The sequence below is a fragment of the Coleofasciculus sp. G2-EDA-02 genome (assembly GCF_040226375.1).
Lineage (GTDB): Bacteria > Cyanobacteriota > Cyanobacteriia > Cyanobacteriales > Coleofasciculaceae > Coleofasciculus.
The window spans coordinates 1-14,592 of sequence record NZ_JAVKEW010000151.1 but is presented as its reverse complement, the minus strand read 5'-3'; the positions used below and the strand labels follow the sequence as shown (position 1 = coordinate 14,592).

At 45.6% G+C, this 14,592-nt stretch carries 13 protein-coding genes; 8 read left to right on the top strand and 5 right to left on the bottom strand.

Annotated elements, in window-relative coordinates; all coding sequences use genetic code 11:
• Positions 1-9 precede the first annotated feature (9 nt).
• Entirely contained in the window at positions 10-1,338 is a 1,329-nt protein-coding gene (locus RLO19_RS17905; RefSeq protein ID WP_446358551.1) for a hypothetical protein, read from the top strand.
• A gap of 50 nt (positions 1,339-1,388) precedes the next feature.
• The gene (locus RLO19_RS17900) at positions 1,389-1,643 is read left to right on the top strand and encodes a hypothetical protein (protein ID WP_446358549.1); all 255 of its coding nucleotides are present in this window, start codon (positions 1,389-1,391) and stop codon (positions 1,641-1,643) included.
• A gap of 206 nt (positions 1,644-1,849) precedes the next feature.
• Here the strand turns inward: RLO19_RS17900 and RLO19_RS17895 are convergent, their stop codons facing one another.
• Positions 1,850-2,125 carry a GlsB/YeaQ/YmgE family stress response membrane protein gene (locus tag RLO19_RS17895; RefSeq protein WP_446358547.1) on the bottom strand — a complete coding sequence of 92 codons (276 nt, stop codon included), beginning with the start codon at positions 2,123-2,125 and terminating at the stop codon, positions 1,850-1,852.
• A gap of 203 nt (positions 2,126-2,328) precedes the next feature.
• A complete protein-coding gene (locus RLO19_RS17890) occupies positions 2,329-4,005 on the bottom strand; it encodes a choice-of-anchor I family protein (RefSeq protein WP_446358594.1) in 1,677 nt (558 codons plus the stop codon).
• Positions 4,006-4,595: 590 nt separating this feature from the next.
• Here RLO19_RS17890 and RLO19_RS17885 point away from each other — a divergent pair.
• From RLO19_RS17885 to RLO19_RS17875, 3 genes are all read left to right on the top strand, one after another.
• Complete coding sequence (locus RLO19_RS17885) at positions 4,596-5,534, top strand: phosphate/phosphite/phosphonate ABC transporter substrate-binding protein (RefSeq protein ID WP_446358545.1); 939 nt, start codon at positions 4,596-4,598, stop codon at positions 5,532-5,534.
• 89 nt (positions 5,535-5,623) lie between these two features.
• On the top strand, positions 5,624-7,624 hold the full coding sequence (locus tag RLO19_RS17880) for an ATP-binding protein (protein WP_446358543.1): 2,001 nt from the start codon (positions 5,624-5,626) through the stop codon (positions 7,622-7,624).
• A 309-nt stretch (positions 7,625-7,933) separates the two neighbouring features.
• Positions 7,934-9,304 carry an RNA-guided endonuclease InsQ/TnpB family protein gene (locus RLO19_RS17875; protein ID WP_446358541.1) on the top strand — a complete coding sequence of 457 codons (1,371 nt, stop codon included), beginning with the start codon at positions 7,934-7,936 and terminating at the stop codon, positions 9,302-9,304.
• A gap of 7 nt (positions 9,305-9,311) precedes the next feature.
• Here RLO19_RS17875 and RLO19_RS17870 read toward each other — a convergent pair whose 3' ends face one another.
• Together RLO19_RS17870 and RLO19_RS17865 are read right to left on the bottom strand one after the other, a co-directional pair.
• On the bottom strand, positions 9,312-10,037 hold the full coding sequence (locus RLO19_RS17870; RefSeq protein WP_446358592.1) for a response regulator: 726 nt from the start codon (positions 10,035-10,037) through the stop codon (positions 9,312-9,314).
• Positions 10,038-10,161: 124 nt separating this feature from the next.
• The gene (locus RLO19_RS17865; RefSeq protein ID WP_446358539.1) at positions 10,162-10,323 is read right to left on the bottom strand and encodes a hypothetical protein; all 162 of its coding nucleotides are present in this window, start codon (positions 10,321-10,323) and stop codon (positions 10,162-10,164) included.
• A gap of 364 nt (positions 10,324-10,687) precedes the next feature.
• On the opposite strand from RLO19_RS17865, the gene RLO19_RS17860 reads away from it, so the two are divergent.
• Both RLO19_RS17860 and RLO19_RS17855 read left to right on the top strand, forming a co-directional pair.
• On the top strand, positions 10,688-11,926 hold the full coding sequence (locus tag RLO19_RS17860) for an ATP-binding protein (RefSeq protein ID WP_446358537.1): 1,239 nt from the start codon (positions 10,688-10,690) through the stop codon (positions 11,924-11,926).
• 50 nt (positions 11,927-11,976) lie between these two features.
• The gene (locus RLO19_RS17855; protein WP_446358535.1) at positions 11,977-13,110 is read left to right on the top strand and encodes a sensor histidine kinase; all 1,134 of its coding nucleotides are present in this window, start codon (positions 11,977-11,979) and stop codon (positions 13,108-13,110) included.
• 57 nt (positions 13,111-13,167) lie between these two features.
• Here the strand turns inward: RLO19_RS17855 and RLO19_RS17850 are convergent, their stop codons facing one another.
• Positions 13,168-13,464 (bottom strand): hypothetical protein, encoded by a 297-nt coding sequence (locus tag RLO19_RS17850; protein ID WP_446358534.1) that lies wholly within the window; start codon positions 13,462-13,464, stop codon positions 13,168-13,170.
• A gap of 96 nt (positions 13,465-13,560) precedes the next feature.
• On the opposite strand from RLO19_RS17850, the gene RLO19_RS17845 reads away from it, so the two are divergent.
• Positions 13,561-14,592 (top strand): RNA-guided endonuclease InsQ/TnpB family protein (locus tag RLO19_RS17845; RefSeq protein WP_446358590.1); only part of this gene is annotated, 1,032 nt, incomplete at its 3' end.

The window sequence follows — 14,592 nt, the reverse complement described above, 5'->3', positions numbered from 1 at the left end:
TACACATCTGTGGATGCAATTCTAGAGCAAGCCAAAGACCTGAAACAAGCCCTAACTGACTTCGTACTGGAAGCAGACGGAGAGTTAGCCGTCGCCTTAGAACAGTATGCGGCTGATCAGTTGACGCGAGAACCCTACGATATCAACCAGCGCAACTTGGTGATTGATACCTTCTTAACTGAGGGTGAAGTGGGAAATCAGACACCGTTGGATCTGTTCCTGGAACAACATCCCAGTTTAACACCCAGCGATCGCACGCTGCTGAACCGCTGGCGAGGTAGCTTTATCGGCTTGTTTGAACTCACCCACATCCTCCCCGATGGCTTTGAACTGAAAAATTGGCTAACGGATAAGCATTACACCGTCAAACCTACTCATCCCACCACCATAGACCAAATGCAGCGGTTTAAGGTTGGGGACATCTTACTCACTCGCCTCGCCCCTGTCACCGATACCTACTGGATGATTTCTAGTCCAATCATTTCCAAAGGGCGCTTAAGTCAGCCGAAGCTAGCCGTAGCCATTGGGGAATTCAAGCACAACTACAAAAATGCCCTATACCGTGACGCGCCCGAACTATTAGAACAAGCGTGGGAGTCTGTCGCCACCTATCATCAGGCATTTGTAGACTTTTTTGGACGCGATCGCATCACCCTCCCTGGATACCAGCTTAATCAAAAACTAGCTCAACTGCGGGATAAAATGACCCAGGAACGTCTAACGGCGGCTGGGATTGATCCATCGAAATCTCTCAAAGAGATGATCCAAGATGCGGGTACAGATGAAGAGGACATCAAAACAGCAGCAGTAGAAGCAGGTGCAGACGCTACAGCAGTGACCAATATGTTGGATAATGCTGCCAAATCCCCGATGATGACACCCAAGGTGGATTTACCAGAAGATATCCGCAATGCTGAACAGGTTACGGTTTTTTCTCATCCCCGTTGGGGTCAAATGTTTCTCCCCAGTTACTCCAAATTCCAGGAGATGCTAGAGTCTGAAGACTGGCAAACCTATCCTAATGCTGAACAACGAGTCCACAAATACTTAAATGATCCTCAGATTAACCTGTTTATCTGGCAACAGCTAGCCGAGGACTATCCCACTCAACTGGAGAAGGTATTACAAACCCTGTTAGATCGTCCAGATTTTAATCTTAAGCAAGATTTAGAGTCAACACTGCACCAGGAATTTCATAAACCCCTAGAACCCGAACTCCCAGAAATTGCTAGCGTTCCCCTGCATCTGCACAATCTCTTTGAGTCGGCTGTCGCTGAGGTTCACAAATCCAAATCCAAAGGTAAGCGGAAAAAGAAAGCCGCCAAGGGCTTCCAATAATCATTGGGGTAGGTTAGGATAGGGCAAATTAGTAACTAATGTATCTATCTATGGATAGAAAAATTAATCGCCTTGGGGTATTTGTCGTAAGTTGTAGTGCTGTAGGACTCGTCCTGGGAGGTACTGCGGCTCAAGCCGAACTGAATCAGTGTTTAGGAGTCGCCACACCGACAGACGAGTGCTTGTTGGAAGATCCACTCATGAACACTGTTGAAGGCATGGGAATGGGTTTATTAGCAGGCGTTGGTGCTTCTGTTGGCGCAACCTGGCAGATTTGGCAAAACAACAAATCTTTAAATAAATAAGATAAATTCCACAATGCCCAAAAATAGGCATGGAACAAGGAATAAGCTGTCACGCATTTAAATTGGGAATGGGTAGCGAGCGAGATGCTCGCATTACAACGATTTTACAGTTGTTGACCGGAACTAAACAGTTATCATTTCCTCCTCCCTTCTATCCTGGCTCCTTTCCTGGAAGCCCTCTGCCCTATGCCATCTGCCTTTTTGCACTAAGCTGATCTCTGAGTGACTAAACCCCAGATGAAGATCAACAGCAAGGCACCGAGAACGGCAAAGATAATACTACCAATACTCAGAGCCCCTGAAGCTGCTGCTGCTGCGCTAGAAGAGCCTAACAAGACTTTACCGAGAAATCCTCCCACGAAAGCACCGAGGATTCCTAAGCCAATGGTGGCAAAGATTCCGCCACCTTGGTGTCCCGGATAAATCAGTTTAGCCAGTGCGCCTGCAATTAGACCTAATACAAGCCAAGCAATAATATTCATAGAATCTCTTCTCTCCTTAATGTTTATTGTGTCTATGGAACTATTATGTTTAGCTTATCAATTTACTCTCAAGCTTCGCTTCTACCCAAGTAAATAAATTAAATTTGTCTAAATTAGTACTTTTGATTGAAATTAATCGATATCCGAAGGAGTAGAGAGGTACCCTGCTACGTCTCTACTCCTAGATTAATCCTTCAATTTCCTCATCTGCAGGAGTTGTTTGGCGTCTGCCTTTTAGTCAGTTCGAGCCAGCCGAAAGAACTAAACAGTAACAAACCCAATACAGAACTGGGTTCTGGTACGGTTTCAACTTCAAAGACACTCACGGTACCACTGGTTTCATTGGCAGTAACCACCAAGGGTTTGCCGTTGGGACTGTTTTTAGCCGAAATGAACACTAACCCTTCCTGCCCCAAATCACCGACGGCGGCTAACTGTTCGGCTGTCGGATCAGGGTATCCTTTTTCGTTTAGGTTAAAATCAACGGAGAAGTCGCGGTTGTTGACATAATCTAGGAAGAAGGGATTGAATGGATCAGTGATGTCATAACTGATAATGCCACCAATGCGTTCCAAACCAATAAAGGCAATGGTGCGACCAAACAGTTGAGCAATCGTCACGGCTTGAGGTTCAGGACCCTTATCGTCACTGCGGTTATCAAATTTGTTGATCTCATCGTTAGAGTTGAAGAATTCTGGTAAAAACTCCGCCGTAATCCGTTCAAACGCATCCCCACTGTCAAAGATGAGATTCCCGTCTGTATCCCAAATTGAGAAAGAACGTCCACCAAAGGTGTAGAGTTCGTCAAAGTCCCCATCTCCGTCTGTATCACCCAGGGTATTGGTGACTTTTAAACGACCTAGATTTTCATCCTTTTGCAGTTCTGCTGCATTGGGGAACGCTTGTGGGTCAAGGATTAGGTCGCTTACCCTCACCTCTTCACTAAATTGTTCAAAGGCGCGGCTGTCGCCTTCATTAGCGGTAACCAGATAGGTCTGACCGTTTACTATATAGGAGGCAATCCCGTCGGGTTGGAACAGCCCGAACAGGTTGTTGTAATTGGTGATGTTGATTTTACCGTCTTTATCGCTGGCGTCTAAGGCATTTCCTGGTAGGCTATAATCTTTAAAACCCAGCCCGATCACTTTTTCGACCTGACCACTGGCGATATCAACAACCGCGATCGCATTATTCTCCTGTAGGGTGACATAAGCTTTCTGGGAGTCTTGGGACACCGTAACAAATTCGGGTTCCAGATTTTGAGACGGGTTATTCGCGTTGGGTCCAAATAAGCGAACATTGTCCGGTATAGAAACACTATCGAAGTTAGCCGTGGTTACGCTAAAATCTCTCAGGTCAATGATACTGACCGAACCCTCTGGATCAGTATCTGGGTAATCATCACTCAATTCACCCTCATTAGCCACGATAACCTTAGTGCCATCTGGGGTGAAGGCGAGCGAGTCTGGTACTGAACCAACGGAAACTGAATTTTTTAAATTCCCCTCTGTGTCAAAAAACAAGACACTACCGGGATTTTGCGGCATCTGATTGGTGACAGAGACCGCAAATATACCGTTACTATAGCTGACGCTGTTAGGTGACCCAAATCCAGAAACGTCGATGGGTTGTTCCAGAAACGACGACGGATTCGTCGGATTGCTAATATCAAGGATATCAATCTGTTTTTGACCGGAACTGGTCACGAACAGCCGTTGAGTGATCGGATCATACGCCGTTTGTTCGGCTGTGTTTTCCGCGAAAATACCTGTGGAGAAGGAACCGATGGGTGTCAGGTTGAGATTAACGGCGGCGGCTGGTGTCGCTACCATACTCAGTAAGACGGCTGACTGTAGGGTTGACTGAACTATATTGGGCATTTGAATGGGTAAATTTTGACGCCGAGACATGGGTGATGAACCTCCTGATTCGGATGCAGTCGATAGGGATAAGTAGGATGGTGGGTAGAATTTACCCAAAAAAGTTACGCTTTGTAAAGTTACGTTGCCGATGATGTGAGTGAAAACGGCTGATTTTTTACACTTCTTAATGTATCGCACCGAAAGGAACACCAACTGTTTGCCAAACACCGAAAAACCCATTCACGCTTCCCACCTAGCGCTAAAGGAGCAAGTTGTTTACAAAACTTAGCTTTCCGAGGCAGCTTAAACTACTATAGTTATGCACTCATTTAGCATAGTCTTACATAAATAACCATTAGGAAAGAGTTTTAGGACTTGTTCATCAACTCTTTAAAGAAAAGACCAAAAAAATTAACAGAATCTTTATGAACAAATCTGTCAAAATTTGATATGTATCCAGAGAACCGACAAAATAATCTTAAAGACAAAGAGGTATCCCAATATCTGAAAACTGGAGAAGCATTTCCCGTCTCATCTGACAACAGAAGCTGAGGCAAAACAACCACACTGTTATCAATGACAATTTGTTACAAATGAGAGTTAAACAAATGTTGCCAAAATTTTTGAAAGACGTTGTCCTGCTGAGTCTGTTCACCACCCTCGTGAGCTGTGGTGCAAACGAGACAACGACAACCATCACATCAACGCCAGCACCCCAATCCACCGCGACTGGAACCCTTGTCATTGCCGACGTGAACAAAAACGCCGCCGCCAAGATAGAGCAGTTCCAACCCATGGCAGACTATTTAGCCGCCCGTTTAGAAAAATTTGGCATTGGTGTGGGTGAGGTAAAAGTTGCCCCCGACTTAGATACGATGGCAAGCATGCTCAAAGAAGGCGAAGTCGATATCTACGTAGACAGTCCCTACCCTGCCATGATTGTCAGCGATAAATCAGGAGCCACACCCATCCTGCGCCGCTGGAAGAGCGGCAAAGGCGAATACTATGGCGTGATCTTTACCTTGGCAGAGAGCGACATTGACTCCTTAGCCGATCTTAAGGGAAAAATGATCGCCTTTGAAGAACCCGTCTCAACCTCCGGTTATTTTTTACCCCTGAATACCCTACTGGACGACGATTTGAACATGGTTGAAAAAGGCTCAAAAAACGAAACTGTCGCCGCCGATGAAGTGGGATATATATACAGTGGAGATGATGAGAATACAATTCAATGGGTCTTGAGTGGTGAAGTCGCAGCGGGTGCGGCGGATTACTCATTCCTAGAAGAAATCCCCGCAGAAAGCCGCCAAGCGCTGAAAATTCTGGCTGAAACCCAGAAAATCGCTCGCCATCTGGTCATCGTCCGACCCGGAATGGACCCGGAATTGGTACAACAGATTAAGACAGTATTAATGGAAATGGATCAGACCCCTGAAGGGAAGGAGGTACTCACCACCTTTGAGGAAACTGCCAAGTTTGACGAGTTTCCCGTTGAAACAAGTCTCGATAAAATGCGCCAGTTGTATGAACAGGTTGAGAAAAAATAAGGGGCAGATGCTGTTTTGAATGACAGTTTGCCTAGATGTACCAGCCAGGAAGCAACGCTTATAGGAATAAGGGGAGGACGATACGTGGAATGGCTAGATTCAACCAAAAAAAAGGTTCACTAGCCACCAAAATAACCTTGGCGATGACCACATTAGTCATTGTGGCTGTCGCTAGCGTTACTATGCTATCCCTACGCCGTCAGCAAGAAACTTTTCGGGACGAACTCGAACAACAGGCTGACTTATTGCTGGACACCCTAGTCGTCACCACCCGAGATTCGCTCTACTTTCTCGATGTGTCCTTTATGAAGGAACTCATGGAAGAGTTGGGCGAGGATCAAATCTTAGTGGCAGGTCAGATTTATGACAAAGATGGACGGGTGCTAGCGGATGCCTATAGCCGCAATCTTTTAGCCTATGGGGTCAAACCTGATCCCTTAGGCAAAGAGCTGGTGGAAAGTACCGAAGCGGTGTTTAAATGGCAGTCTGACCAACTCCTTGCGGGTAAGGCAGTCGTTTTGGGACGTCAGCGGCTTGGGGCAGTTAGTGTTGGGCTATCTACAGCCCCGCTTAAGGCAAAGATGGCGGCGGTGCGGAATGAAGGGATTGCCATGGGACTGGCGGCGGCGATGGTGGGTACCCTGGTGGCACTACTGCTGAGCCGTTCGATTACCGAACCCTTAAAGCAGATGACCGCCGCCACCCAGCGTCTGGCGAAAGGGGATCTGAGTCAGAAGATTGCCATTGACAGCAATGACGAACTGGCGGTTTTAGCCGGTGCATTTAACAGCATGACCGAGCAACTGCGAAACCTAATCGAAAGTTTGGAGCAGCGTGCTGAAGATTTGCGGCACAGTGAAGCCAAAAATCGCGCTTTGCTCAATGCGATTCCCGACTTAATGTTTCGCTTTAGTCAAGAGGGTATCTTTCTGGATTTGAAAGCACCCAGAGGGGACTCTTTTTTAAAATCATCCCAAGCATGGATTGGTCAACCTGTCTCTGATGTTTTACCCCAAGATGTGGCTCAATTATGTCTAGATTATGTCGAGCGAACCTTAAAGACTCAAGATATCCAAATTTTCGAGTATGAGTTGTTTGCGGAGGATCAGCGCCGGAATTTTGAAGCACGGCTGGTGGTTAGTGGTGAACGGGAAGTGTTAGCGATTGTTCGGGATATTACGCAAGAGAAATTAGCCCAAATTGAGTTGCAAAAGGCAAAAGAGGAAGCGGAAGCGGCTAACCGGGCGAAGAGTGCATTTCTTGCCAGTATGAGCCATGAACTCAGGACCCCCCTGAATGGTATCCTCGGCTTAAGTGAGTTACTCCGAGAGGATGCCGAGGATTTAGGGTATGCCGATTTTGTCCCGGATCTCCAGCAAATTTACGACTCTGGACTCCATCTTTTGAATCTGATCACCGATATTCTGGACATTTCTAAAATTGAAGCCGGGAAGATGAGTCTCTACCTGGAAAGCTTCGATATTTATACCTTAATTGTTGAAGTTCAGAAGACTGTTCAAACCTTGATCAAGAAAAAGAATAATACTCTAGAGGTTCATTGCGCTACTTCTCTGGGTACGATGCTCGCTGACCGAACTAAGGTTAAGCAATTGCTGTTAAACTTACTCAGTAACTCTGCCAAGTTTACGGAGAACGGCACGATTGTACTCAGTGTTACTCGTGAAAGTCGAGGAGAAGAAAATGGTGGATTCAAACGGGACGCTCAGGTGCTGCTATTGGCGAATGGAGAATCATCTATCGTTTCACATGAAACCATCGATAGTTCTTCAATCCCCGACACCATGAATGATGACCAAAGCTCAGATTTGGTTGCCTTTACTGTCTCCGATACTGGCATTGGTATGACTCCAGAGCAGATTGACAAGATATTTCAGCCCTTTGTGCAAGCCGATAGTTCTACCACGAAAAAGTACGGAGGGACGGGTCTAGGATTAGCGATTTGCCAACGTTTCTGTGAGATGATGGGAGGTAATATTATGGTTAACAGTGAGGTTGGTGTTGGCTCTAGTTTTAGCTTTTACCTGCCAACTGTAGTTAAAGCTCCTAAGGCGGAAAAAGTCTCTTCTTAAAGTTATAAGTTATAAGTTATTAATTATAAGTTATAACTTATAAGTGGAGTTTAGATGAGGCAAACACGCCCAGGGGCGACCCGCCGCGCAAAATTAATACCACCTACCCCTTAATCTTATCGGGTCGCCCTGCATCAGGTATCGGTAATGATCTGACACCGCGTACATTTAGCTTAATTGGCGATTCATCCCACGCTCAATCAGAGATTAGAGCGTGGGATGAATCGCCAGTCTTAGAAATTTATTTCCAATTTATCTTGATTATTTGGCTGGTAATTGTTATAATAGACTGCCAGGGAAGTGACAAAATTGAAGCGAAGTAAAGACACATTTAAGCTGAACTACCAGTATCGAATTGTACCGAATAAGCAGCAGGTTTATCAGTTGAATGAATGGCTGTACAAGTTATGTCGGATACACAATCTAATGCTGGAAGAACGGTTTAACTGGTGGGAGGGTAATCGCTCTCCAGTCAATGCTTGTCCGATTTTCATCACTCATTTACCCAAACTCAAAGACCCGCCAACTTATTATTCCCAGAAACGCGCTACTCATTGCTCAAGGGAATCCGACAAAGACTTATACGAAGGGGTTCATTCCCAGGTAATCCAGGAAGCAATTAAGCGGGTAGAAGATACGTTTAATCGGTTCATCAAAGGTGATTTAAATGGGAGACGAAGTGGAAAGCCTCGCTTTAAGTCGGTACGACGGTATCGGACATTTTCAATTCCACAGTTAAAGCCGGATTGTTTAAGCGTTACTGCTAATCCTCATCGGCGCGAAAACGGCGACACACGGCGAGATATTACTTATGTAAACCTACCTAAAATAGGTCAGGTTAAGCTTATCTATCATCGCCCCATCCCGGAAGGGTTCAATATCAAAGCGGCGTTGGTTTCCCACAAGGCTGATGGCTGGTATATAAGCCTAACCCTAGAGGACAAGTCCGTACCGAGCCTGAAGCCACCAGAAATAGAGGCAACAAAAGAGAATTCCTTGGGCTTGGACGTTGGCTTGGAAAAATTCTGGACAGCCTCAGACGGCGAGATTGAGCCAATACAGCAACACTACCGCAAGTCTGAGTCAAAGCTGAAAAAATTGGCTAACCGCAAAGATAAAAAGCCGCATAAGTCGGCATCACGGCGGAAGCTAGCCAAAAAGATATCCAAACACCACGCCAAATTGCAACGGAAGCGGAAGCAATTCCATTATGAGTCAGCAACTCGACTGGTGAACCGGGACGAGAAAGTGTTCTTTGTGGAGGACATTAAGCCAGGAAACTTATCCCGGAAAAACAAACCTAAACAGGATGAAGATGGAAAATATTTACCCAATAGACAAAGCGCTAAATCAGGTTTAAACAAATCAATTAATGATGCTGGCTGGGGTCAATTTATTTCAATTCTCACTTACAAAGCTGTAAAAGCTGGTAAGTCGGTGGTGAAGATTAAACCCCATAATACAAGCCAAGTATGTTCTTGTTGTAATCGCGTTGAACAAAAAAAATTATCAGTGCGAATTCATGAATGTTTGTGCGGGTTCGTGCTGGACAGAGATTGGAATGCCGCGATTAATATCAAGAAAGTTGGGCTGGGCATATTCCCAACTATAAAACGCCGGAAGCGCAATCGTAAGACTGCGACTAAGGAAGCCTACACTGTACTCGTAGGGTCAGTGTAGGAGGATGTCACGTAATTAATCCGGAACGGAGTGCATGGACAGCGGCTTGGGTTCGGTCATCAACGCAGAGCTTATTTAAGATATTGCGGACATGGGTTTTGACTGTGCCTACTGTAATATAGAGTTTTTCTGCGATCGCGGCATTACTCGCTCCTGCCACAATTAGCTCGAGAACCTCTAATTCCCGTTCGGTTAAGGGATAGGCTTCGATGACTTGTTCGTACTCTGGACCTACCGCATCAATCTTAACAGTTCGCTCTTGATTCGCCGCCTCTACCTGAGATGATGTCTCTCGTTTTACCTGTCGCAAAACAATACTGGCAATCGCTGGATCAATCCAGGCGTTTCCTTCCTGGGTTACGGTTAATGCCTCTACAAGCTGTTCGATCTCAATATCCTTCATGCAATAGGAATCGGCTCCAGCCCCAAAAGCAGCCAGTACCGCCTCTTCACTATCATGCATGGTTAAGATCAGAATCTTTGTTTCAGGTTCTTGGCTATCCGCCGGATTACTCTTGAACTTGCGAGTCAGATCAATGCCATCCATATCCGGTAAACCAATATCCACAATAGCGACATCGGGTTTAAGGGTGTCTAGCAGCTTCAATCCTTGAGTCGCATTCGCCGCTTCTCCGACGACTTCAATTCCATCCTGTTCTTGTAAAGCGGCTTGTAAACCCATCCGCGTAAGGTTATGGTCTTCAATCAGGACGACACGCATAGGACTCACCATCAATGTTTCAGAACTCAAATTGGTTTGATCTTGGTCACTGAGAGATGTGGGACTATTGGACGCATTCTCTCGGATTTGGCTAATTTTCATCATTCAATCAACATAATTCGCGGGAATACCCAGTTCAAGCTCCCACTTCGGAATCCTGATCCGCTGACACCCTGGCGCTAACACCCTGGAGCCAAGTCAGATCAGGAAAACTCCTGCCTTGGCGTTCTTGAGTGTTACTGTCGGCATCGATTAAGCATCCGGTTGCTCGTGCGACGTGGCAATCAAGATAATCCATACTATGGCAGATCCTGGGCAGACTTGCATCTACCGATAGTACTAAGCAATATGATCTACTGCTCCTGCTAGTCCCATGGACGAACGTACCGACGCTTCAATTTTATCTAAAAAGCGAATTCATGATTATGCCTAACGACTGAGACCAAAGTGATAGGGGGAGGCATACAATTTAGAACAAAGGCTGGACTGTCTTCAATGTCAGTGCATACCCCCTTCTAGGGGCGGCAATACAGGCTAACTGAGTCGTGCGCTAGAGCCATTGCTCTATGCCCACGAGTTGTCACTACCCCTAGCAACAAGTTAGCTCTGGCGTTGGCGTTGGCGACAAAAAAGACCTTTAATTTTGCTGGTTAATGAAAGTAATGTTCAATATTCTGATCATTAGTGATGAGGAAGTCGATCGCATAGCCGTGGGTCAAGCCTTGAATGCCACAGGTATGTCAATTAATTGTGTTGAAGCCTGTGACTATAAGAGTGCGATCGCTCTCATTGACCATGAGACATTTGACTGTGTATTTCTAGATTACTGTCTACCCGACAAAGATGGATTAATCTTAGTGCAGGATCTGCGAAAGGCTGGAGTCAAGATTCCCTTAGTGGTAATCACTGCTCACGGTAATGAACAAGTCGCGGTGGCGCTGATGAAAGCTGGGGCGTCAGACTACCTGTCTCAGGATAAGGTATCACCGACAAGTTTAGGACGGATTTTGCAAAACGCCATTCGCATCTACCAAGCTGAACGGCAGGTTGAACTGGCTCATCAGCAGTTGCGCCAGACGAATGAACAGCTAGTCCGTCAAAATCAAGAATTAGCCCAACAACGGCAACAAATTCAACGTCAAAATTTACAGCTAAAAGAACTATCCTTACTTAAATCGCAGTTTCTCGCGACGACATCCCATGAATTGCGGACGCCGATGAATATAATTATTGGCTTTGCCCAAATGCTCCTACTCCAGCGCCATGGATCACTAACGCTTTCCCAATTAAAAATGATACAATGTATATTAAAAAATGGCAAACATCTGTTATCCCTCTTAAGTGAAGTACTAGATTTTGCTCAAATTGAAGCCGGAGCTTTGGAACTCAAAGCTGAAGAATTTAATATCGCTCAAGTGGTTAATTCAACCCTAGAGGATGTTCGTCCCTTGGCAGTTCAAAAAGGGTTAGATTTATCCAGCAAAATCCAACTCAATAATCCATCGATCATCAACGATCGCTCTCGCTTACACAAGGTCTTAAAACACCTACTCATCAATGCGATTAAATTTACAGAATCAGGGTCGATCTGGATCAATGTATACGAGGTTGATTCCCAACGAGTGGTCATTGATGTTGAGGATACGGGAATTGGTCTGTCTCAAGCCGAATTAGACTATATTTTTGAAGCCTTCCGTCAAGTGGATCAGACCATAGCCCGTCAATACCCCGGTACCGGTCTAGGATTGGCAATGACCAAGTCCTTAGTTCAACTGATGCAAGGCAATATTACGGTAGAAAGTCAAGTGGGAGAAGGATCAATTTTTCGCGTCGAGTTACCGCGTTGTATTTCTTCTTATTCGGAGAAGTTGACAGAAATTAAAGTACCTGCGTATAATTAATATTTTTCGTTTTCGGGTTACGATGCTTTTCAAGTATAGATAAATGAAAAATGAATCTACCTCAGCCAAAAATAGACCGGATTCTGGCGGTTGATGATGCGCCAGATAATTTATTCCTGATGCAAACCATCTTAGAAACGGAAGGATATGAACTCAATTTAGTAGAAGATGGACGTTCAGCACTAGCAACGGTCGAAAAATCACCTCCTGATTTAATCTTACTGGATGTGATGATGCCACAAATGGATGGCTATGAGGTGACTCGGCGGATTCGTGAAAATAGCAGCTTGCCCTTTATCCCAATTTTGCTGATCACCGCTTATGAACAATCGAGTGCGATTGAAGGGCTCGATGCTGGGGCGGATGATTTTATTCGCAAACCGGTAGATGTGGGTGAGTTATTAGCACGAGTGCGATCTTTACTGCGGCTTAAGCATAGTATTGATGAACAAGTGCAACTAGCACGTCAACGAGAGGATTTCGTCTCTCGTCTCACCCACGATTTACGAACCCCCTTAGTCGCCGCTGATCGGATGCTGAGTTTATTGCAACGGGGAAGCTTTGGACAGCTTCCTGATTCAGCAGTAGAAGCAATTATTTCTATCCAGCAAAGCAACCAACATTTAGTCCAGATGGTGAATACGGTGTTGGAAGTTTATCGCCACGATGCTGGGTCTAAAGAGTTAACTTTTGTTTCGATAAATCCTCAGGAAATGGTTGAGGAAGTCGTTCAAGAACTAACTCCCTTAGCCGAGGAAAAAGGATTAGCTTTAAGCATGAATCTAGGAGAGTGCGCCAATTTATTTAATTCAGACAATTGTCGGGTTATGGGCGATCGCCTCGAACTCCGCCGTGTATTCACTAATCTAATTGGTAATGCGGTCAAGTTTACCGAAAAAGGGTCGGTCGAAGTTCATTTAGGTTTAGATGATCCCACAAAATCGGGAGATAGTCAACCCCCTTTGGTGACTATTTCCATTCAAGATACTGGAACAGGTATTCGTCCAGAGGATCTTCCCACACTCTTCAAGCGATTTCGCCAAGGAAAGCACAAGCGATCGGGGAGTGGCTTAGGATTATATCTATCTCGTCGGATTGTGGAAGCTCATCAGGGTAGGATTGAAGTCGAGAGTGAGTTGGGTAGGGGTAGCTTATTTACAGTCTATTTGCCAGGGCAAACGTGAAGAACTGCTTAACAGGGAACAGGGGAAGCGGGGCAATACGGCTCGGATAAGCCTTGATCACAAGGGCAGGTAGGTTGGGTTGAGGTAAGCGTTACCCAACGTTTTACTGGGTTTGTTGGGTAACGCTGGCGCTCTACCCAACAAACAATTTTTCTTAACCGAGCAGTATTGGGAAGCGGGGGTTAGAGAAATGGTATAAGCAAGTTCGGTCATTTTCCCAGAACTGTACGGAAATCCGTTAACGAGTCCTGTATTTCCTTTACAGGAAGAATTATAGGATAGCGATGGTGAAAACGACGGCGTTTTAACCAGGGGATGAAACCGAGCAGAGCGTTCAGCGTAGAGACGCGCCATGGCGCGTCTCTACTTTAGTTGCGAGTCTAATGTATCCTGACAACGCCCAAGTAATAGTGTATCATAATGTTAGAAAGCATTGCCGGGGTCGAGCAAATGTTTACCTTAATTTACGAGTTTAAGCTAAAACCAACTAGCGATCAAATAACCATCTTTGAAGGGTGGTTAGAGCAATGCCGTAGGGTATACAACTACGCTTTAACTGAGCGCAAAGATTGGGTTAATTCTCGTAAAAGTCCGGTGAACGCTTGTTCGATCAAAAGTGAATACATCATACCAGCAGACAAAGAAGCACCTAATTATAATTCCCAAGCAGTAGCACTAACCCAAGCCAAAAAGAGTATCCCTGAGCTAAAGCAGGTACACTCACAAGTGCTACAACAAACCCTGAAGCGGCTACAGTTAGCATTTGAGGGGATGTGGAAGAATGGGCGGGGATTCCCACGGTACAAGAAAGCGGGTCAGATGCGGTCATTCGTATTTCCATCAATGGGGGAAGTCCCCATTCAGGGGAAGTATGTCAAGCTACCTAAAATTGGGTTAGTCAAGTTCAATCAATCCCGCCCAATACCTGAAGATGCAGCCATCAAACAGGCGCGGGTTGTGGGGCGAGCATCTGGCTGGTATGTGCAGCTCACTTTGCAATGGAAAGTAGATGTACCGGAAGTTAATCCGACTGGTACATCAATAGGAATAGATGTTGGTATTAGTCATTTTGCCGCCGTATCTAATGGGCGAACGTTTCCCAATCCAAAACCGTTTAAGCAACTAGAAAGCAAGCTTAAATCGCTGCAAAAAAAGGTAGCTCATAAGCAGTTTGGGTCAAACAATCGCGCCAAGGCACAAGCGAAGGTGGCACGACTACATGAGCGGATAGCAAACACCCGAAAAAACTACCATTGGGAGTTAGCCCATAACCTTTGTGACTGGGCTGACATGATATTTGCTGAACAACTCAACCTCAAGGCACCATCTAGAGGCTTCTTAGCTAAGCACTGCCTAGATGCGGGGTGGGGTCAATTCCTAGATATCCTTTCTCAATGTTGTGTTAAGCGGGGCAAATACTTCCAGAAAGTACCCGCCGCAGGCACAAGTCAAACTTGCCCCAAGTGCCTAAAGGAGACGGGC

Bases quoted from the DNA above. Each gene is read 5' to 3' on its own strand.
- RLO19_RS17900 (WP_446358549.1), top strand. From the start codon at position 1,389: ATGGATAGAAAAATTAATCGCCTTGGGGTATTTGTCGTAAGTTGTAGT.
- RLO19_RS17895 (WP_446358547.1), bottom strand. From the start codon at position 2,125: ATGAATATTATTGCTTGGCTTGTATTAGGTCTAATTGCAGGCGCACTG.
- RLO19_RS17890 (WP_446358594.1), bottom strand. From the start codon at position 4,005: ATGCCCAATATAGTTCAGTCAACCCTACAGTCAGCCGTCTTACTGAGT.
- RLO19_RS17885 (WP_446358545.1), top strand. From the start codon at position 4,596: ATGTTGCCAAAATTTTTGAAAGACGTTGTCCTGCTGAGTCTGTTCACC.
- RLO19_RS17880 (WP_446358543.1), top strand. From the start codon at position 5,624: ATGGCTAGATTCAACCAAAAAAAAGGTTCACTAGCCACCAAAATAACC.
- RLO19_RS17870 (WP_446358592.1), bottom strand. From the start codon at position 10,037: ATGGTGAGTCCTATGCGTGTCGTCCTGATTGAAGACCATAACCTTACG.
- RLO19_RS17865 (WP_446358539.1), bottom strand. From the start codon at position 10,323: ATGGATTATCTTGATTGCCACGTCGCACGAGCAACCGGATGCTTAATC.
- RLO19_RS17860 (WP_446358537.1), top strand. From the start codon at position 10,688: ATGTTCAATATTCTGATCATTAGTGATGAGGAAGTCGATCGCATAGCC.
- RLO19_RS17855 (WP_446358535.1), top strand. From the start codon at position 11,977: ATGAATCTACCTCAGCCAAAAATAGACCGGATTCTGGCGGTTGATGAT.
- RLO19_RS17850 (WP_446358534.1), bottom strand. From the start codon at position 13,464: ATGGCGCGTCTCTACGCTGAACGCTCTGCTCGGTTTCATCCCCTGGTT.